This is a genomic window from Algoriphagus sp., from assembly GCF_024305035.1.
Lineage (GTDB): Bacteria > Bacteroidota > Bacteroidia > Cytophagales > Cyclobacteriaceae > Algoriphagus.
The window spans coordinates 137162-162573 of record NZ_JAMWZB010000006.1; the positions used below are offsets into that span (position 1 = coordinate 137162).

The 25412-nt window shown below is 41.5% G+C and carries 22 protein-coding genes and 1 tRNA gene; 7 read left to right on the forward strand and 16 right to left on the reverse strand.

The genetic code is table 11. The annotated features are described in order from the left end of the window. Nucleotides 1-24 precede the first annotated feature (24 nt). Both Q0L00_RS04945 and Q0L00_RS04950 read right to left on the reverse strand, forming a co-directional pair. A complete protein-coding gene (locus tag Q0L00_RS04945) occupies nt 25-459 on the reverse strand; it encodes a GNAT family N-acetyltransferase (RefSeq protein ID WP_297335755.1) in 435 nt (144 codons plus the stop codon). Next, nucleotides 425-1417: a PhoH family protein gene (locus tag Q0L00_RS04950; RefSeq protein WP_297335756.1), complete on the reverse strand. Its 993-nt coding sequence runs from the start codon at nt 1415-1417 to the stop codon at nt 425-427. The genes Q0L00_RS04945 and Q0L00_RS04950 overlap by 35 nt, the downstream gene beginning before the upstream one ends. A 103-nt stretch (nt 1418-1520) precedes the next feature. Between Q0L00_RS04950 and Q0L00_RS04955 the strand changes: the two genes are divergently transcribed. The 3 genes from Q0L00_RS04955 to Q0L00_RS04965 all read left to right on the forward strand — a co-directional run bounded on the left by Q0L00_RS04955 (nt 1521) and on the right by Q0L00_RS04965 (nt 2764). Then, entirely contained in the window at nt 1521-2291 is a 771-nt protein-coding gene (locus tag Q0L00_RS04955) for an SAM-dependent chlorinase/fluorinase (RefSeq protein ID WP_297335757.1), read from the forward strand. 3 nt (nt 2292-2294) lie between these two features. Next, nucleotides 2295-2594: an antibiotic biosynthesis monooxygenase family protein gene (locus Q0L00_RS04960; protein ID WP_297335758.1), complete on the forward strand. Its 300-nt coding sequence runs from the start codon at nt 2295-2297 to the stop codon at nt 2592-2594. Between the two features lie 86 nt (nt 2595-2680). Continuing rightward, nucleotides 2681-2764, forward strand: a tRNA-Leu gene (locus tag Q0L00_RS04965). Between the two features lie 152 nt (nt 2765-2916). Here the strand turns inward: Q0L00_RS04965 and Q0L00_RS04970 are convergent. After that, the gene (locus Q0L00_RS04970) at nt 2917-3612 is read right to left on the reverse strand and encodes an ABC transporter ATP-binding protein (RefSeq protein WP_297335759.1); all 696 of its coding nucleotides are present in this window, start codon (nt 3610-3612) and stop codon (nt 2917-2919) included. Continuing rightward, nucleotides 3609-5099 carry a DUF5687 family protein gene (locus Q0L00_RS04975; protein ID WP_297335760.1) on the reverse strand — a complete coding sequence of 497 codons (1491 nt, stop codon included), beginning with the start codon at nt 5097-5099 and terminating at the stop codon, nt 3609-3611. Before Q0L00_RS04975 ends, Q0L00_RS04970 begins: the two co-directional genes overlap by 4 nt. Before the next feature lie 91 nt (nt 5100-5190). Here Q0L00_RS04975 and Q0L00_RS04980 point away from each other — a divergent pair, with 91 nt between their 5' ends. Further along, entirely contained in the window at nt 5191-5922 is a 732-nt protein-coding gene (locus Q0L00_RS04980; protein ID WP_297335761.1) for a nitroreductase family protein, read from the forward strand. Nucleotides 5923-6029: 107 nt separating this feature from the next. Then, nucleotides 6030-7397, forward strand: a complete 1368-nt coding sequence (locus Q0L00_RS04985; protein ID WP_297335762.1) for a Gfo/Idh/MocA family oxidoreductase — start codon at nt 6030-6032, stop codon at nt 7395-7397. Nucleotides 7398-7439: 42 nt separating this feature from the next. Here the strand turns inward: Q0L00_RS04985 and Q0L00_RS04990 are convergent, their stop codons facing one another. Continuing rightward, nucleotides 7440-7889: a hypothetical protein gene (locus tag Q0L00_RS04990; RefSeq protein ID WP_297335763.1), complete on the reverse strand. Its 450-nt coding sequence runs from the start codon at nt 7887-7889 to the stop codon at nt 7440-7442. A gap of 416 nt (nt 7890-8305) precedes the next feature. On the opposite strand from Q0L00_RS04990, the gene Q0L00_RS04995 reads away from it, so the two are divergent. After that, nucleotides 8306-10312, forward strand: coding sequence for a dehydrogenase E1 component subunit alpha/beta (locus Q0L00_RS04995; protein WP_297335764.1), 2007 nt, complete (start codon nt 8306-8308; stop codon nt 10310-10312). 65 nt (nt 10313-10377) lie between these two features. Here the strand turns inward: Q0L00_RS04995 and Q0L00_RS05000 are convergent, their stop codons facing one another. Next, a complete protein-coding gene (locus Q0L00_RS05000; RefSeq protein WP_297335765.1) occupies nt 10378-11529 on the reverse strand; it encodes a cellulase family glycosylhydrolase in 1152 nt (383 codons plus the stop codon). A 153-nt stretch (nt 11530-11682) separates the two neighbouring features. Here Q0L00_RS05000 and Q0L00_RS05005 point away from each other — a divergent pair, with 153 nt between their 5' ends. Continuing rightward, complete coding sequence (locus tag Q0L00_RS05005) at nt 11683-12372, forward strand: hypothetical protein (RefSeq protein ID WP_297335766.1); 690 nt, start codon at nt 11683-11685, stop codon at nt 12370-12372. A gap of 4 nt (nt 12373-12376) precedes the next feature. Here the strand turns inward: Q0L00_RS05005 and Q0L00_RS05010 are convergent, their stop codons facing one another. The 10 genes from Q0L00_RS05010 to Q0L00_RS05055 all read right to left on the reverse strand — a co-directional run. Next, on the reverse strand, nt 12377-12886 hold the full coding sequence (locus tag Q0L00_RS05010; protein WP_297335767.1) for a hypothetical protein: 510 nt from the start codon (nt 12884-12886) through the stop codon (nt 12377-12379). Beyond that, complete coding sequence (locus Q0L00_RS05015) at nt 12867-13991, reverse strand: 6-bladed beta-propeller (RefSeq protein ID WP_297335768.1); 1125 nt, start codon at nt 13989-13991, stop codon at nt 12867-12869. The genes Q0L00_RS05010 and Q0L00_RS05015 overlap by 20 nt, the downstream gene beginning before the upstream one ends. A 54-nt stretch (nt 13992-14045) precedes the next feature. After that, nucleotides 14046-17228 (reverse strand): efflux RND transporter permease subunit, encoded by a 3183-nt coding sequence (locus Q0L00_RS05020; protein WP_297335769.1) that lies wholly within the window; start codon nt 17226-17228, stop codon nt 14046-14048. A gap of 1 nt (nt 17229) precedes the next feature. Then, nucleotides 17230-20274: an efflux RND transporter permease subunit gene (locus Q0L00_RS05025; protein WP_297335770.1), complete on the reverse strand. Its 3045-nt coding sequence runs from the start codon at nt 20272-20274 to the stop codon at nt 17230-17232. A 3-nt stretch (nt 20275-20277) separates the two neighbouring features. Continuing rightward, complete coding sequence (locus tag Q0L00_RS05030) at nt 20278-21348, reverse strand: efflux RND transporter periplasmic adaptor subunit (RefSeq protein WP_297335771.1); 1071 nt, start codon at nt 21346-21348, stop codon at nt 20278-20280. Between the two features lie 155 nt (nt 21349-21503). After that, nucleotides 21504-21980 (reverse strand): acyl-CoA thioesterase, encoded by a 477-nt coding sequence (locus tag Q0L00_RS05035; protein WP_297335772.1) that lies wholly within the window; start codon nt 21978-21980, stop codon nt 21504-21506. A gap of 83 nt (nt 21981-22063) precedes the next feature. Further along, nucleotides 22064-23152 carry a hypothetical protein gene (locus Q0L00_RS05040; protein WP_297335773.1) on the reverse strand — a complete coding sequence of 363 codons (1089 nt, stop codon included), beginning with the start codon at nt 23150-23152 and terminating at the stop codon, nt 22064-22066. Between the two features lie 131 nt (nt 23153-23283). Beyond that, nucleotides 23284-24318, reverse strand: a complete 1035-nt coding sequence (locus tag Q0L00_RS05045; protein WP_297335774.1) for a hypothetical protein — start codon at nt 24316-24318, stop codon at nt 23284-23286. 56 nt (nt 24319-24374) lie between these two features. Beyond that, complete coding sequence (locus tag Q0L00_RS05050; RefSeq protein WP_297335775.1) at nt 24375-24632, reverse strand: hypothetical protein; 258 nt, start codon at nt 24630-24632, stop codon at nt 24375-24377. A gap of 249 nt (nt 24633-24881) precedes the next feature. Continuing rightward, nucleotides 24882-25412, reverse strand: a 531-nt coding sequence (locus Q0L00_RS05055; RefSeq protein ID WP_363318510.1) for a septal ring lytic transglycosylase RlpA family protein, incomplete at its 5' end; no start/stop codon positions are given.

The following is a 25412-nucleotide window of genomic DNA, read 5'->3' on the forward strand; positions in this document are numbered from 1 at the left end:
TGTTTTACTATTTTATTTCAAATCTTAAGCCAGTTCCATTTTGTAATGTTGGATGGCACATTCCTCAAACATATCCCCAACTTTCTGAAATCCAAATTTGGAATAAAGGGGCACCGCCTGAAGCTGAGCGTGGAGATAACGCTTTTTACCTTTTGCTTCAGGGTGGACCATAATATCCCTCAAGACTGCCGTTACCAAGGCCTCCCCCACCCCCTTACCACGAGCCTCCTTTCTAACTGCAAAACGCTCCATTTTGATTCCATAATCTGTAAATCTCCATCGGGCGGTTCCTACAGGCTTCCCATCCTTTGAGGCTAAAAAGTGAACAGATTCCCCCTCAAATTCATCGTACTCATCCTCCGGATTTACGCCTTGCTCATCCACAAAAACCTCTCTTCTTATTTTGAAGGCCAGTTCGAGTCCTTTATTCCCCGTTACTTTTTCTACCAGAAGGCTCATGTTTTACCAAAGTTTTGTCTGCTTGATTCTTTTCGTAAGCTTCGATGATTGCTTTGACCAATTTATGACGGATGACATCTTTTCCGCTGAGATTGACGATACCGATACCTTTGACATCTTTGAGAATTCGGAGCGCCTCTGACAAGCCCGATTTTTGCCTTACCGGTAAATCCACCTGCGTTTGATCTCCAGTTATAATGACCTTGGAATTAGGTCCCATTCGAGTCAAAAACATTTTGATTTGTTCTGAGGTAGTATTTTGTGCTTCATCCAACAAAACAAAGGCGTCATGAAGCGTCCTTCCTCTCATGTAAGCCAAAGGAGCAATTTCGATCACCCGGGTTTCTTGATAATATTTGAGCTTTTCGGGCGGCACCATATCCTGAAGAGCATCATAAATCGGACGCAAATAAGGATCTAATTTTTCCTGAAGGTCCCCCGGTAAAAAGCCAAGATTTTCTCCTGCCTCCACCGCTGGACGAGTGATGATGATTCGCTTGACTTCCCTGTTTTTCAAAGCCCTTACTGCCAAAGCCACCGCAATATAGGTTTTCCCCGTTCCTGCTGGACCAAGTGCAAAAACCAAATCATTTTTTACAGCAGCTTCCACAAGTCTACGCTGATTTGCAGATTTGGGCTTAATGACTAGTCCTTTATTTCCAAAAACAATTACCTGATCACGACTAGCCTCTTGAAAAGGGACTCCCTCCACGTCCAAATATTCCTTCACGGTATCTGGAGTCAGGTGACCAAAACGATCCACATGCTCGAGCAGCAGATTGATTACATTATTAATCCGAAGGATCTCGGGAGCACCACCTTGAATGCGGATTTCGTTACCCCTAGAGATGATTTTGCTTTGGGGGAAAGCCTGAGCTACTTGTCGGATATTTTCATTGGCTTGTCCGAGAAAGTCAGCCAAAGGCACATTTTCCAGTGTAATTACTTTTTCTACCAATCTTTTTCTTTAATTAAATATGCTTGAATGGGTACGGATAAAATTTCTATTTTTGTCCCTAGCCCCTCTAACAAAAGTACATAATTTTAATCGACTTGCTTCTATGGCATTGGTGACATTCCTCTCTGACTTTGGGGAAAAAGACTATTACGTTCCTGCAGTGAAAGCCAAAATGCTGGCAATCAACCCGCAGTTAAACATTATTGATATTTCCCATCAAATCGACACTTTTGATCTGGCCCATGCAGCCTTTATTCTCAGGTCTACTTTTCGGGATTTCCCAAAAGGTACCGTTCACCTAGTCGCCATCAATACAACTGGATCTATGACTCAAGGTTATATTGGAGTCAAGCTCGAGGAGCATATTTTTATTGGACCAAATAATGGAATCCTTAGCTTACTGGCCGATCAAGAACCGGGAATCATGGTGCAATTTGCGGACATTCATGTAAAAGACACCTCATTTCCTAGTAAAGACATCCTTGCTCCTATTGCTGCAAAAGTAGCGTCAGGAGCGGCTATTCATGATTTTGGTGGCCCTTTGACCAATTTCAGAAAACTAATGCCTCGGAATCCAAAAGCAACACGAGAACAAATCATCGGGCATGTTGTCCGAGTGGATCGCTATGGGAATTTGATAACCAATATCCGAAAAGATCTTTTCGAAAAACTCAATCCCGGTAAATTTACCATCGAATTTGGCCGAGAGTCCGTAGAAAAACTCCATACCGGCTGTGATCAAGTAGAACCCGGTGATTGCTTTGCTTTTTTCAATAGCCTAGACTTGCTAGAAATTGGAATTAATCATGGTCACGGCGGTAATTTGCTAGGTTTGAAATTTGATTCGGTCGTATATGTGAATTTTATTCCCTAAGGCATGCTGATTAGAATCGTACGGATGACTTTTCAACCAGATCGGGTAACCGAGTTTTTGGAAAACTTTGAAAAAAACAAGGCAAAAATACGATCATTCCCCGGTTGTTCTCATTTGGAGCTTTGGCAAGACGAAAATCAAGAAAATATTTTCTTGACCTATTCCCATTGGGAAAGTGAAAGCACATTAAATCAATACCGTGATTCTGAGCTTTTTAAAACCGTTTGGGCATTTACCAAGCCGCTTTTTGCCGAAAAGCCTCAGGCATTCAGCTCAAAAAAATTGCAGGAAGTAGAAAGTTGAGTTTGTACGAAAAAAAATTTGTATTCATATTTGCATCCCGTTCGGCAAGGAATGGGAAAGTTTAAGTCCAAAAACTTACTTGAAATGCCCAGGTGGCGGAATTGGTAGACGCGTTGGTCTCAAACACCAATGAGGTTACACTCGTGCCGGTTCGACTCCGGCCCTGGGTACAGGAAAGCTCGCTGAAAAGCGGGCTTTTTTTTTTAGCTTTATCAGACCTACCCTCTCAGATTACAGGCTTTTTAGATCAAAACCATGTAATTTGAAAATTTAACTCTTAAATCACATGGTTTTCCAAGCTGTGTGGCGAAAAACGCTCCCTTTACCCCACAAAATACTCTTCCAATTCCCGCATCATTTCAGCTTTTTCGCGAAGGTCACGGATGATTTTGCCTTTCTCCAACAATACGATCCGATCACAGATTTCCGTAACATGATTTAAGTCATGGGAGGAAATCAAAAAAGTGATCTGAGATGCCTCTTTTTCTCGAAGGATTAATTTTTTCAAACGCACCTGCGAACTTGGATCCAAATTCTCAAAAGGCTCATCTAAAAACACCACTTCAGGATTCCCCATCAGGGCAGCGGCAATTCCTACTTTTTTCAGATTCCCTTTTGAAAGATCACGAATGTACTTTTTCTTCCCTACAATCTCATCATTGAACAATTCAGTAAATCGATCAAGATGAGCCTGTAAATCCGCCTCTGAAAGTCCATAAATTTTACGAAGCGTCTCAAAATATTCATCCGGTGTCAAATAGCTTAGCAGCATATGTTCATCGAGATACGCTCCAGTGCTCTTCTTCCATTCTTCGGATTGACTAACATCAGTTCCACCGATTTCAACCTGACCTGAGGTCGCCCGAACCAGGTCGAGCATTATCCGAAAAAGAGTGGTCTTTCCAGCACCGTTATTGCCCACCAAACCAAAGCACTCTGATTTGGGGATTTCCAAGTTTTCTACATCAAGAACAACCGCTTCCTTATATTGCTTTTTTAAATTTGTAACTTTAATCATAGCTCCTGTCTAAAAGATGATGAAATTTCGTATTGATTTTTATATACTCGTTCTACATTAATTTTACTCAGTGGTTTATAAGCCAAAATCCCGATCAATCCCACTACCGATAGTGCAATCAGCCCTGCGTAATCACTAATCAGCAGCGAAAAAGGCAAGTAAATCACATAGGGTAAAACCATCATAGGGATGACCATCAGCCACTGGGCAGCTCCCACCCCCTCGTAGTTAAACATCGCCCCCTTGTTCAAATCCATAGGCTTGGGTTTCCAAATTGCCAAATAAATGATAAAATGAATTAGGACACCTACATTGAACAGGAAGGTGGCCATGTGTATCAGAAGGATATCGATACCAAAATAGACATAAGGAACTGAGGCTAAAAAGCAGACCACAGATATCGAGATAAAGAGCAGGTATTTTCCGCGGATAAGTGCCTCTACTCCGTCTTTTCGATTGAGAAAAAAATCAAAACTCGAAGAGTTCCAACTTAAAAAAAGCTGCCCATACTGAATCATAAATATCCCGGTGATAAATACGCCGACGAAAATAAAAATGGTGGAAATCCCTTCCTCTGAGGTATAAGCTGGATTTGTGTAAAAAATCAATCCATAGAGAAGAAAAAAGGCTGAAAGCATTAAGTAGGTTCGGCTTTTTTTGTGACGAATGATCAGCTTCCATTCTAAGTTAGCCATCTCACCGGCTAGCCCAAATCGCGCAAAAAACCCAATCGACTGGCCCGAGGAACGAACCTCCTCCTGCTCTCCGGCGAGATCTTCCAAGTAGGCATTTTGCACATGGTAATGAAAACAAAGCCAATAACTAAACCCGAATAACCCTATCAACCCTAACAAAGGCACTGGACTTTGTATCGCATAGTCAAAAACCGGCTTCATGATCTCTCCGAGATTAAACCAACCCAGGTAATTGGAGCCCGCGCCAAGTACCAAAACAGCTATAACTACCAGCAGTCCAATCGTACTGTCCTCAAATCGTTGCTTAAACCACAGCATAAACCAATGCAAAATCCAACTGCTCAGGATGATTGCTCCGACCCAACTCCACATCGCTATTGCACCAAATTCTGCTCGTATCACCTGAAATGCAAAGGGAGTGAATAGCAATAAAGCAATTAGATTAATGGGAGAGATAAAGCTCCTGAGCAATAAAACATGGATGATTCTTCGCTTCCCTATCGGTAAATGAAGCAAACTCTCCAGATCCACCACTGGAAGGCTTTGTAAGAAATATCGGTAGGTGAATTCGGTTAGGAAGAAAAAAACAAGGTAGCCATTGAGAATTCCAAGTGGATCTACTTCCCCGGATAACGTTTTGATAATTTCTTGAAGAAAGATCCCTGCGATCACCACGTAGCTCAGCAAAAGAAGAATAATAAAGCCAAGGAAAATATTCGTTAGAATACTTTTTGCTCTCGAGGTGGAGCGGAAACTTTTCAGCAGCTGCAATCGGATTAATTGAAAAAACATGGCACTAGTTTAATTGAGAATTTATAATTGATGTGAAAATAAGGATAAAGCTTACATTTGAATTTAAAAGATCCCAAAAAAAATCGGATAAATGCAGGAATTAAAACAGGAATCAGGATTTTTTGATGTGGTGGAGCAGCGAAGATCGGTACGAATCTTTGATCAAAAGCAGCCTTTTGACCACCAGGTGATCATAAAATGCTTGGAAGCAGCGATTCTTTCTCCCAATAGCTCCAATCTCCAACTTTATCAATTCATCCGAGTCCCTGAATCTTCTCCACTCAAAGATCCACTTGCTCAGTTGTGCATGCGCCAAAAAGCGGCAACTACTGCACGAGAACTGGTCGTCATCCTTACGCGAAGAGATCTTTGGAAATCAAGAGCCGAAGCTAACTACCAGTACCTCACTTCAAGCGTTCAAAATCAATCTGAAAAAAAGATCAATCAGGCCAAAAGTTATTACAAAAACCTAATTCCAAAGCTGTTTTCAAACTATCCAGGCTGGTCCACAATCAAAAAACTCATCGCCTGGTGGGTAGGGCTCCGTCGGCCTATGGTTCGGGAAGTAGGTGAAACCGAAGTTCGAATCTCAGTTCATAAAAGTGCTTCTCTTGCAGCGATGACCTTTATGCTCGGAATGAAAGCAGAAGGTTATGACACCTGCCCCATGGAAGGTTTCGATTCCCTCCGGGTTAAAAAACTACTCGGCCTTCCTAGAACTGCGGAGATCGCCATGATAATCGGATGTGGCAAAGGACTCCCAGAAGGGATTTATGGAGAACGTTTCCGCGTGGACTCCTCAGAATTGATCATTCAGAAGTAAGTCAGCAAAAGAATCTGACGAAAATACTCCGTCTATCCAAAGGCTATTTGCAGGAATGATGGCTTTTTGTAATTTGTTGACATCATTTACCTCAAACCCAAAAACCTATGAATCATTTTAACCGAAGAGACTTTTTGAAGGGCTCCTCTGCCATGATGACTTTGGCAAGTTTTGGCTTGCTCGGCATGGATTTCAAAGATCAAGTGGGCCCCATTCGAGTGGCCCTGATCGGTGCTGGCTGGTATGGAAAATCAGACCTATTTAGACTGATCCAAGTAGCAGATGTAGAAGTTGTTGGATTAGCGGATCCTGATAAAAACATGCTAGAAGCTGCAGGTCAACTGGTATCTGAGCGCCAAAAATCAGGAAAAATCCCTCCACTTTATGAAAACTACCAAGACCTTTTAGCCAAGGAGAAACCGGAGTTTGTTTTGATCGGATCTCCGGACCATTGGCATGCGCTACAGGCCATAGATGCACTTAAGTCAGGAGCCCATGTCTATTTGCAAAAACCAATTTCAGTCGATGTGATCGAAGGGGAGGCAATTTTGGCAGCCGCTCGAAAATATAATCGTGTCGTCCAAATCGGTACCCAGCGCAAATCAACCCCTCACTTAATCGAGGCTAAAAAAGACATCATCGACACCGGTTTACTGGGGAAAATTTCACATGCGGAAGTCTGCTGCTATTACCACATGCGCGCCAATGGAAATCCTCCGTTGGAACCGGTTCCGGATTTTTTCAATTACGAGCTTTGGACGGGGCCCGCACCGCTTCGTCCCTACGATGGCCTTCCACATACACGATGGTGGCGGACGTTCATGGAATATGGGAATGGCATCACAGGAGATATGTGCGTCCATATGCTTGACACCGTAAGGTGGATGCTCCAGTTAGGATGGCCTACACAGGTTACTGCCACAGGAGGGATTTTTGTCCAAAAAGAAGGCAAATCCAATATCGCTGATACACAAACAGCCATTTTCGAATTCCCAGAACTTAATGTCGTATGGCAGCATCGTACATGGGGAAATCCCACCGACCCAGAATACCCTTGGGCATTTAAAATTTACGGGGAAAACGGAATGCTCGCCGGTAGCACGATGCAGGCTGACTTTTTCCCTTATGGCGAGGGGCAGGAACCCAAACATTACGATGTGGTCTATGAGCGAGAAGAATACCCTGAAGATATCAACGAGGACCGCATTGAACTTAATGCCGCTCCGGCTACTCGATTGCACATGAAAGATTGGCTCCAAGCAGTAGATAAAAACTCACGACCGATAGCGGATATCGAGGAAGGTCATATTTCTACAGCCTCTTGCATTTTAGCGAATATCTCCATGGAGCTTGGAGGAAGACCACTTAAATACGACCCAAAGACCCGAACAGTGACTGGCGACCAGGAAGCTACGTCTAAGTTAAGAAGACCCTATCGAGCACCTTATAAACATCCCGAGCCTGATCAGGTTTAAGGTTAATGAATAAGCTGTCCAACATGAAAATGGACAGCTTTTTTATTCTGCGGGTACTTGATTGATGAAGCCATTGGTCAATTGCACAGAATTACCCTCAGAATCTACTCCAGAAAGCGAGAATGAACCACTAACTGTGGATCCCACTGCTGTAATTTCAAGGGTACCACTAGTCCCACTAGCACCTCCTGTTCCACCGGCACGGAAATAGTGAAAACTGGCATCTCCAGCCCCCCAATTTTGATCGACAAAAGAGTAATTGCCCGGACTGCTGCCATAAAAGTCAATTTCAATATTTTCGTAGGAATCTCCAGACCCGCTTTCATAATACACCCGCGTACGCTGTCCATTAATATCATACCACACTGCATCCACTTGTTTCTCAGCTCCATTTAATTCAAAACAAACTTTACCCTTTGGACATCCAATGACAGAGGGATCTTGACCTCCGTCTTCCTGACAGGAGATGTGCAACAAAGTAGTAAAACTCATAAATAGTAGAAATTTAAGTCTTTTCATTTGTCCTTTATTGATTTTTCCAGTTCACATGAAATTTCGCTTTAGTTTCACCCTTCACTGAGTTGAATTTTATCCACGCTAGATTTCATTTTTTTCTTTCAAAAGTGCAGAGATCAAAATCAAAACTCCATACGACGTTTGCCCTAAAATCACGGCTACATTTCCCAAATATTAACAGAAGATAAATTGTGACCGGTAATATTAAAACAAGCTTAACGACTTTAATCCGGTCCCAGAAAGGCTTTTGCCTAATTTTGAATCGTACAGCAAAACTTTTTAACTCCTTGCATTATATTTTTAGCCCCGACTTTTGTCGGGGCCATTTTGCAGGAATTTCCCCTTGAGATTTTCACTCCTTCTCGTACCTTAGTTGGGTAATCTGAACCTTTATGCATCAAGCTAACCCCTTTCCCAAAAACCTATATTTTGACCGAAAAAAGTTGAACGATACAACCTTGATTCGACTTTATGAATCCATTCTAATTCCTCGAAGAATTGAGGAAAAAATGTTGATTTTACTCCGGCAGGGAAAAATTTCGAAATGGTTTAGTGGATGGGGGCAGGAAGCTATTTCTATTGGAGCAGTCGAGGCCTTAAAACCCGACGAGTTCATCTTACCCATGCATCGAAATCTTGGGATTTTCACCGGAAGAAATATTCCTCTAGAGCGACTTTTTGCTCAGTTTCAGGGAAAGAAATCCGGCTTAACCAAAGGCCGTGACCGCTCTTTTCACTTTGGCTCTATTGAGCATCACATCGTGGGGATGATCTCCCATCTCGGTCCTCAGTTAGCCATTGCGGATGGAATTGCCTTGGCTCACAAACTTGCCAAAGAAAATAAGGTTACCCTTGTTTTTTCAGGAGACGGGGCGAGTTCAGAGGGAGATTTCCACGAAGGCCTGAATGTGGCCGCAGTCTGGAAACTTCCGGTGATTTTCGTCATTGAACACAATGGCTACGGGCTTTCTACCCCAAGTGAGGAACAGTTTGCTTTCAAAAACTTTACTGACAAAGGACCTGGATATGGAATGGAAACCCGACGGATCGAGGGAAATAATGTCCTGGAAGTCTATCAGGCAATTTCAGAATTGGCAGAAGATATTCGCAAAAATCCAAGACCCATCCTCTTAGAAGCGATGACCTTTCGAATGCGTGGTCATGAAGAAGCGTCGGGCACCAAATATGTTCCTAAGCAACTCATGGAAAATTGGGCAAAGCTCGACCCCGTCGAGAACTACGAAGCCTATTTGGAATCGATTGGGGTATTGGATGAAAAAACCAAAGCCCAAATCAACAGCAAAATCAAAAAGGCAATCGACGATGGTTTAGAGAAGGCCTTTACCGAGGAGCCCATTTCCCCTAATATCGAAGAAGAATTAAAGGATGTTTACTTTCCTTTTGAGCAGAAAGTAATTTCCCCTAAATCAGATCAAATTTCTGAAAAAAGAATGGTCGATGCCATCAGCGATGGATTGAGGCAGTCCATGGAGAAATTCCCGAACCTGGTGCTTATGGGTCAGGACATTAGCGAATATGGTGGAGTCTTCAAAGTAACCGAGGGATTCAAAAAACAATTTGGCGCTGACCGAGTGCGGAATACCCCACTTTGTGAAAGTGCGATCATCGGGGCCGGACTCGGACTCTCAATCCAAGGCTATAAAGCCATGGTGGAGATGCAGTTTGCGGATTTTGTCTCCGTTGGCTTCAATCAAATCGTAAATAATCTCGCTAAAATCCACTATCGTTGGGGCCAAAACGCCGATGTGGTGGTGCGAATGCCCACCGGAGCGGGAATGGCGGCAGGCCCTTTTCATTCTCAATCCAATGAAGCCTGGTTTTTTCACACGCCCGGGCTGAAAATCGTTTATCCTTCCAATCCTTACGATGCCAAAGGCCTGTTGAATGCTGCACTGGAAGATCCAAATCCGTATCTCTATTTCGAGCACAAAGGTTTGTACCGATCCATCAGCGCTGGGATTCCCGATGAGTATTATACCCTAGAAGTAGGTAAAGCTTCCTTGGTTGCTGAAGGCAGTCAACTTTCGGTGATCTCCTACGGTATGGGCATACACTGGGCAAAAAAAGCCGTAGAAGAATTGAGGATTTCAGCCGATATTCTGGATTTACGCACCTTGTTGCCTTGGGATAAAGAAGCGGTTCAGGAGACTGTTAAAAAAACAGGTAAAGTGATTTTTCTTCAAGAAGACTGTCTAACGGGGGGAATCGGGGCAGAAATCTGCGCTTGGATTTCTGAGCACTGCTTCAAGTTTCTGGATGCTCCTGTAATGCGAGAAGGAAGCTTGGATACACCGGTACCTTTTGCCCCTAATTTGGAAAGGGCATTTTTACCGATGGATCGCTTTAAGAATAAACTTCAAGTGTTAGTGGAGTATTAAATGAAATTAGGCCAGCTAAAATCTCCTAAAAAAATTAATAAGGAAGCAAAAAAAAGACTTTAGATTCAAATCTGCCTTTGAAGCAATTCCAAATATTTTCGGTCTAGCTTTTCCCCATACCAATCCTCATATTCCACATCCTTTCTTCGGGAATTTAGTATACCGAAATCCCCTGAAAACTCCCATATTCCAAAACCTACCTCCATTTCTTTTAACACCTGTAACACATCTCCAAACCAAGCCAAAAATACTTGATGTGGAGTTTGATTATACCCACCGCATTCACCACAATGGACCCCAACTCTTTTGGTAATCAAATCACGCCATGGAGAATAATAGTCTCTGATGGATTGGATATCAAGCATAACTCCTTCTTGATTTAGCGGCCAGGTTACAGGAGGAACCGTTTCGGGATTTTTGTACACCCAGCTGGCTTTATGATGGGATATTGGAAATGGATGATATCCTCGGCAACTTTGGGAGAGATCAAGGTCTGCCAATTCTGGAACTGCCATTCCCCCACCCCCGTTTCCATCGGCAATCACAATCCGATTTCTTTTGACAATTTTGATCGTATCCAAAGCTGCTTGAGCTACGCGTCTATAGTCCAAAACATCTACTGGCCCCCCTGGAGAATGTTGGTCATTAGGATTCTCTCGCTGATATGGCTCATTAACTAAATCAAAGCTTAGCTTTTTCTTTGAAATTCCCTTATATCGCTTTGCCCACATGTCCCAATGGGCACAAAAGGCTTGTAAGGCTTCCTGATCTTTCCAAAGGTTATAGGGCTCTACAAACCCTGCATTGATACAAAAACCTGGAACACGGTGGAGATTCAAACTGACATGAAGACCCTTATCCCAGCAATGCTGGACTAGCTGATCCACTGCTTCCAACCTTTGCTCGTCAAAATTTAGCACTTCATCGGGCCGAATGGGGCGCGTGCGGTCAAATTTAATATAACTTGGATAGGATATTGGAATTCTGACAAAATCAAATCCCCAATCTGCGATCCACTGAAGGTATTCTGGCTTAGTTACTCTTCCTTGATCCGGATCATGAGAAAAAAAATCCAATAGATTAAATCCTTTCCAAGCGGGAAGGGGATTTCGTTGAGATTTCACTTGAGAATAACCTGCTACTGCTGCATTTCCCAAGAGCCCCAATCCAGTGGAAAGAATGCTGGTTTTTTTTATAAAGGTCCTTCGGGATTTCACTTCGTCTAGGGGTTGAGCAGGTTTGTAGTTCAAGATAAAAAACGAAATCCAAAATCAAAGAAAAAAGAGTAAGTGAAATTATCAGGATAGTGATTATTCCTCATTTTTGAAACATTTCTTTTGAAATCCGTATAATCTATGAATTAGTTAATTATGAGAAAATTCCTTTTTTTACTTATATTTTTGTCCCCATTTTCATTGAGAGCCCAATTCTTTTTAGCCGGTGGACATTTCAATGGTTCCATTCCTGTTGGAAAAATGAAACAGGAAACCCAATCTTTATTTTTACCCACACTTTCAGGAATTATACTTTATGAATTTCAAACGGCTCCGGTACAGGTCGGACTGGAATTAGGTTATGGAATCTATGGATCAAAAATGGAGAAGCGGACAGATTTGTATCCAGGCTACACCGACGAACTTCGCCTTCGCAGAAACAATAATCTGGCAACCGCTATGGCTGTAATCCGCTACCTCCCTGCTGTCAATACCAAATTGACCCCCTTTATCGAAGCACAAATGGGTGCCAATTACCTCTATACCCGATACAAAATACGGGAAACTATCCTATCGGAAGATGCTTTGGAAAGTGGGAAAGATTATGAGGATTGGACCTTGGGCTACCGGATTGGAGCTGGACTTCAGGTTCCTCTAGGTTTTAATGACAATTTGAGGTTAGAATTCAAAGGCACTTTTCAAGAAGGGAATAGCGCCCGATTTCTTCAAAAAGGAGATGTTACATATCTTCCCGATGAAGGCATTTTTGAATATGATTTTCGCAGAAGCCCACTTCAGTATATGACTTTTTCAGTGGGGATTATTGGCTATGATGTGTTTCGTTAAATTATCACTCCACCCATTCCTCCAAAAAACTCACATACTCCTCCCCAAAACTTGGATTCAACATACTAATTACTTTTCCATCTTCGACATTGAGGACGATTCCAGTCATATCGCCTTCAAGGTTCCTCATTCGAAAAGAATCCTTCGGATCAAAAACCACCGGAAAAGCAAAATCTTTTTCTTTCATCCAATCTCTCAATTTCGCTTCGCTTTTACCCCCATAGTAAAAAACATAGTTGATTTTTGGGAATTTCTCAGAAAGTGGCTTCCAATCCATATTGAATGTTGCCAAATTCCAGGTTAAATTCCGAGTATACACGATTACTTGAAAGTCGCTCGCTTCAGCCAAAGAATGGGGTCTTACTTCCGAGTCTAAAGACAACCACCTACACTCTAGGCAATGTTGAATGACCTTGCCCCTATTCCCTTGCTTCTCTTTCTTATTAACCCAAAAAATCAGGCCAGCAACCAAAATCAGCAAGCCGATCAAGGCACTATTCTTCCAGCCTACCATATAAAATTACGGGGTTAGAATCTTCCTCCAAAACCTTTAATTGCTCCCGAACCTCTTCGGTCACATTCAATTGGTCCAAGCGCTTTATCAAAGCAGGTGCATAGGCAATAAATAAAACATGGTTTCCATCCAATGCAAAAGGGGAATAGTACTCAGGAAAGTCATTCCTGTTAAGCTGAAATTTTTCACTATTACCCGTTTTTCGATTCACAACGACCAATTCTTTTCGGTTTTCTTTTTCCTTTTGAAAAGCAACATATCCTAAAAAGTAGTCTTCATTTTCGAAAATCGAGTAGCTATCTGCAAACCCATTTTTATTCAATTGCTCAAATAACTCAAAAGGATCTTCTATCTCCCAAGTTTCATCCGGAATGGAATAAGAACCAAAATCAAAACTTTTGACCTGCTTCAAGGTATCGGCCATCACTTCATAAATCTCAGGAAATAACGGTTCTCTCAACAGCAAGCGATCATCTCCCTCAAAAAAAGACTGCGCTGCAAGCGGAAGAAGGGATTCATTGAAATCATTGAAAAGGAGTTTTGTTATTACCTTCCCTTCGGCATTTATTTTCTGAAGCCGGTAATCACCTACCGCTTTGTTCATCCCAGAATAAAACCAAAAACTCCCATCTTCATTGGGGTAAAAAGAAAAGGCCGAAGCCTCTGTTTCAAGGGTCTTGACCAGGCTATGATCAGGTATGGAAAAGAAATTCAAAACAGTGTGATCCCCTTTTCCAGTATTTAAAATCAAGGTATCGCCTTTGACCCGAAACTCCTCAAAGCGCAAAACCTGACCGGGAGCCTCTCCGACTTCTACGATTCGGCCTAGGTGCTCACCTTCCAATGAAAAGTGATGAATGGCTTTTGGCCCATTGTAGTTGGATACAAAAAATCCATGGTTCGAAAACACTGCCCTCAGTTCACTTCCTAGTAATTCTAAGCTATCTGAACCCAGCAAAATCGCCTTTTCGATGAGCAGTTTATTTTCTTGAATCGGAATTTTATCCAGTTGAATGGTTTCACCTTGATTCGAATTTTTCTCAGAAGAATTGCAGGCAAAAACCCCTATCAGTAATCCTAAAAAAAGATAATGGATAATTTTCATACGCTTTAATCTTTACTTTGACTTCCCTGTAAGCGAAGAGATTAGGTACACGAATCATTTCTTTCTCTTCCAGAACTTCCAGTTTCTTTTTCTCTGGACCTTTTTTTCATTCAAGCTTCCATCAGTAACAACGGCTATTTTCTCTTTCTTCCAAAGGAAAACCGGTAAGGCCCAAAACACCCCGACCATACTAAATGTCAATCCACCGATGGTCCCGATGGCGAGGGAAAACCAAAAAATCTCATTTTGTCCCTCAATCAAAAAAGGAATCAAACCAAAGCAAGTGGACATGATTGTCAGCAAAATCGGTATTGCTTTACCCGCAACAGATTTCAACACATTTCGATTATATACTCCGGTGGATCGATTGTTCAGGTCGTTGATAATAAATATTCCAGCATTCACCGCTAATCCACCCAACATCACAAAGGCGGCATATCCTCCCTGATCAAAATAGAAATCAAATAGAGAGAAAATCAAAAACAAACCAATGAAGCTAATTGGAATAATGGCGATGATGTATACCGGCTGCTTCAGGTTTTCAAAAAGAACCGCACAAATCATAAAAATTCCCACAATCAATAATCCCAAAAGGGAGTACTGTCGCTTTGCTTTTTCGTAACTGAACGACCAGGTTTGCTTATCCGCAGTATAGCCAATGGGCATTATTTGCTCCATCTCTTCAAGAACTTCATTGAGGTATTCATTCCCAAATTTGGCCGAACCCATATACTCAAAAGCAACTGCTCGGATATACTGCCGATCTTCTTTATTCAGCGCATTGGTCGTCGTCTCTTTAGTCAATGTGCCAAAATCGGAGATTTTGTAAATTCTATTTTCGCCACCAATCAACCCCTTTTGCTCCAGGTCAAACTTACTGAAATCATCTGAATTGGCTTCTCGGATCACCATCCCATAGTTTTTATCTTCCAGCGTTAACCCTCCTGTAGCACCCTGCGGTTTACTTAAATCGAGCATGGTATTGATCAGCTCAAATTGATTGGTTTTCCCAAGCGCAATTTGATTTTGATCCAGCCTCAATACATATTCCTCCGTTTTTTGCTCTCCCCAGGATAATCGCTCATTGGTATTTACCTCCTGAATTCGTTTGTGCTTCAAAAGTTTTTCGGCCAAAATCTCCGCCTGTCGCTCCAACTCATCAAAATTATAACCTTTCATCGTCACCCGGAAAGAGGGAATTCCTTCACCACCGCCTCCGGTATAAAACCCTTGACCCACGCCGTAAATATTCCATTGGGCCCCACTCCAATCGGTAGATTTTACCGAAAGTTTCCCTTTGAGCTGATAGGGCAAAGCCGAATTTTCATAGGCTTCTTTAAATGTAATTTCAATACTTCCTTGCTGACCAGAATAAACAGTAGTCACAAATTTATCAATTCCCTCTACGTCATCCAGGTAGGCCTCAAACTCACGCATAATGAAATCCATCTGATCCAAGGTATTGCCAAAAGGCAAGCGAGCAGAGACGTAAAGCCGAGTTTTGGCGGCTTCTCGATAGGAACTTTTTTCAAATACTCCACGGACAAACATGCGTAAGGAACCCCCAAACGCTTTATCCACATAGGGCCGGATTTCCTCTTGATAAAAGGTGTTTCCCACCGTTTTATTATACCATTCCTGTCCCTCCCATGTAGCCGGCAAATAGAAAATCGGTAAACCAAAAAGCAACACCAAACCAATGATAAAGGCCTTACGATAGCGTGCGGTCCAGCTCACGGTGTTTTCAAATCGGCGCAAATAATTCACCCGCTTCCGCAATTTTGGAATGGTCAGTTTTCGGCCTTTCCGAGCGGATTCTTTAAATAGTAATTCGTAGAATGCCGGGGTAAATAGCAAAGCAATCAATAAGGAAATCCCCAGCATCACTGAAACCACAATGGAAAACTCGGTCAAGTTTTTTTGATCCTCTTCCGGCAGGAAGAACACAATCATCAAGGCGGCAATGGTCGTCATCGATGCGGCCAAAAGGGCTACGAATACTTTTCGGTTTCGATGCTTGTGCAAATGATCAATCATGATAATTGCATTGTCCACGATCAATCCAAAACTGATGGTCAGCCCCGCCAAAGAATACAGGTGAATGTCCACCTTGAGGAAGTAAAGTACTATGGCACACAAACTAAGATTGATTACAATCCCTAAAAAAAGTACAGATAGGTACTTGAGATTTCTGTTGATCAAGAAAATGAATACAATCAATATCAGGATAGAAAGTCCCGAACGTTTATAAATCTTGTCCAGTTCTTTTTCCAAAAACTCCGTATCATCTCGCTCCAGTCTTACATCAAACCCTGCAGGAAGGAGAACTTTGGCATTTTCAATCGCAGTTTTCAGACTTTTTGCTAAAAGGACCTTATTGACTCCATCTCGATTGAAAACGGTCAACGTCACTGAATTATTCCCGTTGATTCGGTAATAGCTGGAAGCTTCCGCCTCCTCCAAAGTCAATTTGGCAACATCCCGGAGAAAAATATCTTTTCCCTCCACCTGAGCAATAGGTAAATTTTCCAATTGATCCATCTCTCGCAACGATCGATCGACCTTCACAAAGAGCATCTTGCCTTCATTGTTCAAAACCGCTCCAGGGAAACTTTGCCCAAAGGCACTGTTGATCTGGCTGCTTAATTGACCTCGCGTGAGTCCATAGGATTGGAGCTTTTGGATATCAAAAGTGATAAAAAGCTGTAAGTCGGTAGCTCCGCGAACAGTTACTTCTTCTACTTCTTCAAATCGTGTCAGCGCAGGCTTTAGTACATCTTCGGCGATTTTTTTGATTTCAAAAGCGGCAAAAGGACCATTAATGGAATAGGTTAAAATCGGTGTTTTCTCGGTATTTCTGACCTGAGCACTTTGTGATACGGTAGGATAACTGAGTCGATTGTCGAGCTGCGGATAGATTTGACGGATCAGCGACAGCACTTCAAAGCGCTTCAGCTCCATATCGGCTTTTTTATCAAATCGAAGCGTAATGGATCCTCGATCGTAATTTGAAATCGAGTTGATTTTTTTGAGTTCAGAAAGTTGAGAAAATGCACCTTCCAAAGGAGAGGTCGCCAGTTTTTCGATGATCTCAGGGGAAGACCTGGGTATGCCATAAGAAATACTCAGGACAGGCTCCTGCTCCCGTGGATTTAAATCCACAGAAAGTAGCGGAATCACTGCAAACCCCATGATCGCCACCACTATAAAAGATATCAATACTCGAAATGGTGTCATTTTACCCCTCCCTCAATTTTTTCTTAGATACAAAGAACCAATAGGCCAGCGGAACAAAATAAATCGCAGTGACCGTCCCTAAAGTCAATCCTCCAATTACCGAAAAAACCAGCGGGCGTTGCAAATCTGCTCCCAACCCCGCACTGAAGATAATCGGAATGAGAGCCAAAATCGTCGTGATAGACGTCATCAAAATTGGCTTGAGCCGGATCTGACCCGCTCGATGAATTGCCATTTCCAAGGCTTGAGTCCCCGAGATTTCAGGACTTTCGACATAGTCTTTTCTTAGACGATTGATCGTATCGATCTTAAGGATCGCATCATTCACCATGATTCCCAACATCACGACCAGTCCAATGGCAGACATGACATTGAGCGAGGATCCTGCAATCAACAGCACCACAAATGCACCACCAATCCCGAGAGGCAAAGTCAATACAACGATCAGCGGTTGGATAAAACTCTCAAATTGTGCAGCTAAAATAAAGTAGAGCAAAAGCACCGAAATAATCAAAATCCCGATTAGCTGCCGGATATTCTCCTGATCCCGGAAATATTGCCCCACCATCTCAACCCCCATATTTCGATCAGCCCCCCAGCGGATAAAATCGGGAGCAAGCTGATCAGGATTATCTTCAGTCACCAGTACGGACTGGTAAATCCCCCCTTTATCTGCAGTGACAAACTTGTATTGATCCTCATAGCGATAATCAACAAACTCTCCCAAGGTATAAAACGTCGAATCCGAACCTGTGATCTGAGTTGTTCGCAGCAAATCTTCAAAACGAGCCTCAGATTCTTTGAGCCGAATTGGGGTAACCTCTCCAAACCTCCGAATATCGGTGATGGTAAATGTCCCAAATAAGCGGGATAATTGCTCCTGCACCTGATCGACTGGAATCTGATAGGTAGCCAATCGATCCGCTCTCAAGGTAAATACCACCGAAGCTTCCTTTTGTAAGCCTGGACCTCGCTCCCATTTTTTAGTTGGAAACTCACTCAGCCAGGGATCCATTTTCTCTTCAGGAATCGGTTCTTTCCCTGTCAAGTCTTTCCATCGAACCTCATAAAAAGGCATATTCGAGCTAAATAATTGATCAAATGCATTGGGAGCATCACCCAATTTGAAATTCGCTCCCGGATAATTTTCTTGGATATAGGCTTCTAGATTATCGAGCATTTGATTTTTTTCCTCCAATCCTTCAAAAAGAAAATAAAGCAAAGACTGTTGGATGGAATTTTCCCCATCAAAAAGCAAAAACTGCCGCACTCCGACATCGGCTTCGGCTTTTTGATATTGACCACGCATGGCCTGCATCATGGTCACGACTCGGTCCTTGTTTTCAGATGCGGAAATGGGCTCATTCCAATCGATTTCTAGCGTAGCGTCAGTTTTCTCAATCGGGGGAAGTCCCTCTGTTCCCAAAATCAACGAAATAGCCAATCCTAAAGGAATCAGGATTGAAAACAGGCTCATGGCTACCTTCTTGTTTTCAAAGACCAAATCATACCCTTTTTCGTACAAACCCAACACCCGCTGAAAGAAGGGGTTTTCTCCGGATTCTTCAACCTTTTTACTTCGGCTAAAAAAGATAAAATACAATAAGGGCAAGAGGACAAAAGCTACCAAGAGTGAAACAGACAAAATTGCCGTTACTGCAATTGCCTGATCGTAAAATAAGGCCCCGGATATCCCGCTCAAAAATACCAGCGGCACAAAAACTGAAAGTGTCGTCAAGACTGAACTAATCAGCGCACTCATCACTTCATCCACACCGGAAACACAGGACTCAAAAAGGGATAGCCCAGACTCCCGCTTACGGGTAATATTATCCAAAACAATAATGGCATTATCAATCAGCATCCCGATTCCCAGCGCCAATCCAGAAAGGGAAATGATGTTGATCGAAATATCGAAGAAATAAAAGACCAAGAATGAAATCAGCAAGGAAGAAGGCAAACTCACCCCTATGATTATCGGCAGCCGATAGTCTTTCATAAAGAGAAAAAGCACGCCAAAGGCGAAAATTCCGCCGAACAAGAGCGAAGTTTGAAGATTGGAAATGGCGGCATTAAGCAGATTAGACTGATCCTGGGTTAGGTCAAAATCCACCTGAGGGTAATCCTCACGAAAAAGTTCGAGTGCATCCTTTAATTCGGGCATCAGCTCATTCATTTTGGCCGCTGCCTGCTTGTGCACGGTGATGACCAGAGCTTCTTTTTCCCCAAACAAATGATAACCCAGCATTTCTTTAGCCTGATAGGAGACTTTTGCCAATTTTCCTAAAGGAATAATCGCTCCATTGGGCGCTGATACCGGCAAGGACTCTATATCTGAAGGGGTGTCCACCCGCGTGGCTAATCGAAGATAATATCGAAACTGTCCATCCTTCACTGAGACACCCGGCAATTCGGAATTCCCCGCCTGAATGGCCGAGATTACATTTTGCTGAGTCATACCCAAAGCACGAATTGCGGCTTCGTTTGGCTCTACGGTGATGATTCGGTCTTTTTTCCCATTAATATCGACTAACGAAACTCCTGGCAGCTGCTCAATGCGCTTTTTTAGTACATTTTCAGCAAGGAGACTGACTTCGATATCATCTACATTTTCTTTTGGAATGACCTGAACTCGAGCCACAGGAATATCCGAAGTGTTGATCCGGATGACCTCAGGGCGGGTGAGTCCTTCCGGCAGGGAATTGGTGATTCGGTCGATTTTTTCATTGACATCGATGTAGGCTAGCTCCATCTGTGTCGAGTAATCAAAAGTCAATCGTATGGTACCCACCTCGGAACCAGCTTTGGAGTCCATTTCCTCCAATCCATTAAGCGTTATCAGTCCTTCTCGAATGTTACTGAGTACATTCTGCTCGATGGCTTCAGGAGAGGCATTGGGATAGTTTACCTTGACTACAATCTGAGGCACATCGATCGGCGGAAGCAGCGATATCGGCAACATTCGCAAAACGATGAAGGAAAAAACCATCAAGGCAAAAAATGTCATGAATACCGCGATGGGCCGGGCAAGTAAAAATCGAACCATAGTTTATTCTGTTACGATTTGGACCGGAGCCTGATGTGCCAGCTGTAGATTATTGGTCGTGATGACAGTACTTCCAGAGGGTATTCCCTCCAATATCTCGATCTCTTGTCCATTGTCTTTGCCCACTTCTACATAGTTCCAGCGGGATTCGTTATCCTCGATGGTAAAGACTACTGCCCGACCGGAGCGATAGACTACTGCATCTTTTGGTACCACCAAAGAATTGGATTGCGGAGCTCGGATAATCGCTCGGGCATTCATTCCCGGAAGGAGATTAGCACTCGAAGTAAGTCGGATTAGAACCTCCACCAATCCTCCCTCATCTACTTTGGGATTAATTCCTAACACCCTTCCCTCTAGGGCAGCTTGAGCGTTGGATACGGGATAAACTTCCGCTTTCTGATTGATAGAAATCAGCCCAATATCGGATTCGAGAACTTTGACTCGGAGCTCAAGACTATTCGTGCTGAGGATTTCGCAGAGTTCAGCATTGCTACTGATTAAGCTTCCCTCCTTAAATTTAAGATCGGCGATTTTTCCTGCTATCGGAGCTTTGACCTCAGTGCGTTCCAAATTAAATTCGGCTTCCTTGAGCTCAATTTCAGCTAAAAACACCCCGTTTTTTGCTTTGAGCTGTTCCTCGAGAAATTTCTTTCGCTCCTCATCGCCCGATTCAAAATCCCGGGAAAAGCCCAACTTATCATTTTCGAAGGCTGCTTGGGCATTTCGAAGCGCGATTTTTGCTTTTTCCAGTCGAATCTCAGCCTCATCCGCATTTAATCGAGCAATCACCTGCCCTTTGCTAACAGTCTGTCCCTCTCGGATGGGCAACTCAATCAGGTATCCGGCCTGCTCAATCACGGCTTTGACTTGCGCTGAGGCTTCCAATTTCCCGGTGGCATTAATCAGATAGTCAAAGCTTTTGGTCTCTGCAGTAGCTACCCGGACTTCGGTCGCTGCGACTTCGTTTCTAAAAGATTCTGCTGGAATTTCTTCCTGCTTTTCGGCGTCTTCCTGACAAGAAAAACTGAAGCCCATCAAAAAGATCAAGGCACAATAGTGGAGATTTTTCATCTAAATAATCGTTAGAACCCTAATAAACTAATTTATTGAATTGAATCAAAAAAACCCTAAAAAAAAGCTGTTAAAAAAAGTGAATTTTTAATCTTAGAAAGATTTTGTATCAAATTTCAACGGGAAAATTTGAACTTGAAGATTTCGAGAAGTTTTTATTCATTAAAAAATGGCCGCATTTCCTCATGGATTTCTTCGCGTAAGGTTTTGAGCTTTTTGGCGTATTCCTGAAGTTTGATTTCCTGAGAAGTCTGAGGAACCCAAGGTTTCACTTTTTGAGGTTCACCCTGTTCATCAACAGAGACAAAGATGATAATGCAGTGGGTTTTCTTTTCAAATTCTTTATGAGAAAAATCTCGTGAGTACACCTCCACCATAATATGAATGCTGGAATTTCCGGTATAAATCACCGCCGCATCAATCTTGACCACTTCGCCAATATTAATGGGCTTGTAAAAACGGATGCCGCCCACATAGACCGTCACACAGTAGGTTTCCGACCAGGTGCGGGCACAGGTGTAAGCCGCCTGATCGATCCACTTCATCACAACTCCACCATGGACTTTCCCTCCGAAATTCACATCGGAAGGTTCACTGATAAATTGAAAAGAGGTTTTGTGTAGGGTGTTCATAGGAAGGTTTAATTTCCTGAATTTAATTCATCTTCCTCTCCCGACACACTAAATTTTACAAAAAAAGACGAGTGAGATCAATTTCAGTCCACACCTAACCTATATACAAGCCTAACTAAAATGAGGTCTTCCTTAGTGGGGTGGTTTCTGATTAAGTATAAATTTTTGTCATCCCCTCCCACTAATCTTTGGAATGGACTTGTTGAAATTGAGTAACTCTTATGATTCTTAATATCTTCTACAAGCAAAATTCCTTCGTGTTTTTGGTTGGAATGCTTCTGATTAAAGTGATTAATTAAATTTGACCCAATCAAAGTATCATTCAAAACCTTCAACGTGTAAAAATTATCACTCATTTTTTGTCCAGCAATTTCTCCCCCGTCGTATGGTATTAAATTAAGGTCCGTTTTTCCTGTCCCAATTTCGTAAGTGGTGATTGGATCCGAGTTTTTTGCGTATACTTGGATTTCATTTGAACCAATAGCTTCTCTTAAAAAGAAATCATCTTTATAAAAATCTACTGTATAAATCCCTTCGCTCAACGCATTTATATTATCGCTTTTTCGTTGATCCGAAAACCCTCCAAAAAAATTTTCTATTTCTCCAGATTTCCGATTAAATTCTCCTATAAATTTACTTTTACCGAGAAATTCCTCGTTTCCGCCTCCTCCACTTTTATCAGACATTATTCCAATGTAAAATGAATTTTTATCAGGATCTAAATAAAAAACATTTCCGTATGGAATATATCGCTGTGCATGATTTTTTGGACTTTCCAGTTTAATTTCTTCGATAATTGCAAAATCCGAATCAAGCCAAACAATTTGATTCTTAGCAGGAAAAAATAAATAAAGGGAAGAATCACTTTCATCATAATGAACATTTAAAAGGGTTTGTTCTGGCATAATGGAAGTAGTGTCAAAGTCTATTGATTTTGAAATTTTATTATCGTCCATATCAAACCAAAAAACTTTTCGAGCATGGTGGATAATCAAATTCTTACCTGAAGGAGTCATTCTATATCTCCCAAAAGGCGTTTGAATACCTCCTACCTCCAAAAAGGTGCTATCAGTGCCGATAATCTCCAAAGGTAAATCAAGTTTTACATCACTATTTCGATTGCAAGAAATCGAAATGATTATAAGGAGAAAAAATAGCTGAAAATTTTTCATATTATTTAAAAAGATATCAAATCAAATTTGGATTACAAATCCAAAACTCTATTATCAAGATATTCATTCAATCAAATTGAAAATGCATAAGAAAGAAAAAAAATTAAAATAATTCTCCTTTAATCATAAAATTAATATTCAAAATACCATATTGGTTCATCATCATTTTCATTTACGGTAACATAAAATCTATTGTTCTTTTCATCTACAGCCAAAGAACTTGCATCCAACCCCAGTTTATACTCTTGAATGAGGTCGCCTTCCCAATTCAATTTATATACTGAGGAATTTTTCACGAAGATCCCTGTCACATGTTGATTTAACTTATTATTTGAAGACAATAAATAAATATAATCATTAGTAATAGCCAAATCTACTGCATTTATAACAACTTCTGTTTGCAAATAATTAACCTCTCTTAGCATATTTCCATATTGATTAGTTGAATCGTACGTGATTGCCTTGATAAAATTTCCATTTAAATCATAAAATTCTAATTCCCCAGTTAAAATTGGAGCAATAAGAATAATATTCCTATCTAAATTTACTGCTCCAACAGATTGAAAAACATAAGGTAGGTTTTCTGTTTTAATAAATTCAAAATCTTTAAATGAAAAAGGTTTAATTTCACTTTTATTAGATCTGTGATTATCTATAGCTAAAGCTCCACCTATCTCGGGAACATAAACATTTGTAGAATCTGTTAAATAGAGAATAGTTGTTGGATAAAGAGTTAAACCTTTAAGTTTATATTTCTCGTAATCCCAAATCTCAGAACCAAACTCTTTATTAGGCCAAAATTTAAAATAATTAAGATTAGCAAGATCAAAAATTGAAATAAAGTCTTCTTCCTCTCCAGTAATTATTTGTGAAGAGAACTTAGGAAATTTTAAATCTAAAGGCAATTCATTTAACTTTCCAAAACCACTTATATATTTTAATTCAGAATTATACAATTTAAATATTAAAGTATCCTTTAAATTAAGGATCAACAAATCACCATCAATAACCTTAACATTTGGAACTCCAAAAACGTGAATCCCTGATTTCATGGGCTTTAACGAAATTGAATTTAAAATAGGGGTTGAATTAAAATCCCTATCTTTTTCTTTACAAGAAAATAAAATGCCAAATACAACAAAACTGAATGAGAGTAAATTTTTCATTAGCATAATAAATTGAAAATACCGGGCCATAAAAGGCCCGGTATTATATAACATAATCAACCACCTATTTCTCGCTCCTTATTTTGACAAAATTCGCATTCGCCAGATGAATCAAGGTAATTAGTCTTAGCCCATCCACATTGATTGTCACAAATCCTTTTCTCAAATGGTCCAGCCCCCCAAGTTGGAACATCTACACAGGAAACTGTTGTACTAATTTGATCTGGTTTACAGACCACATCTCCGAAAGTTTCAAATTTATTCAAAAATAAAAGACCTATACTTAAGAATAACGATAGAGTTAAATTTTTCATTTTGAAAGAAGTTACGTTGGTGAGCCCTAAAACCCGGCGGGCTCTTTACCGGTTGAAAAATACTGTCGATTGGCCAATACCTTGATCTTTCGTTAGCCAATATAGACTTCATAAGATACCAATCCAAATAAAAATCAGAAGAAAAAAAAAGGAATTAGTTTCATAAACTACTGATTTTCAGTTATAAAAATTTAATCAATTGACAAAGACATAGTTAATAAAACTTACTAGACTTTCACTATCAGGCACTTACCATATTGGCCAAGACCAGGAAATTGGTCTTTTATTCGGTAAAATAACCTCTTCATACCTTCGGATTCGGATTGTGCCTCTAGCATTTCCTTCCATCTGATCATAGAGTCTATTCATCTCCTGAATGGTCGCAAGTTCCAATTTCACCCGTACAATTCCCTCCGACCGCATATTCAAAACGGTAGCTGCACTACGGGAAAGATCAATGATCCTAAGTGAGCTCTTGGGTAATCGATCATTGATCCGCACCCAAACCGTATCTCCAGTATCCAGTCGAGTCACCTTCACCCGCGTGTCAAAAGGCAGATATTTATGCGCCGCCGTCAGGCTGTCCATGTGAAAAATCTCCCCATTAGCCGTTTGCCGCAAATGAAAGCGCTTACCATAAAAACTCGCCCATCCCGTCTGAATCTGTAACGAATCTGCTCCCTGAGCCAAGCTACCAGGGCAAAGCCCGAAAATCAGAAACAGGAGAAAAAGAAATGGTTTTTTTTTCATCAGCAGGGCAAAGTCAACAAAAATGCCAAT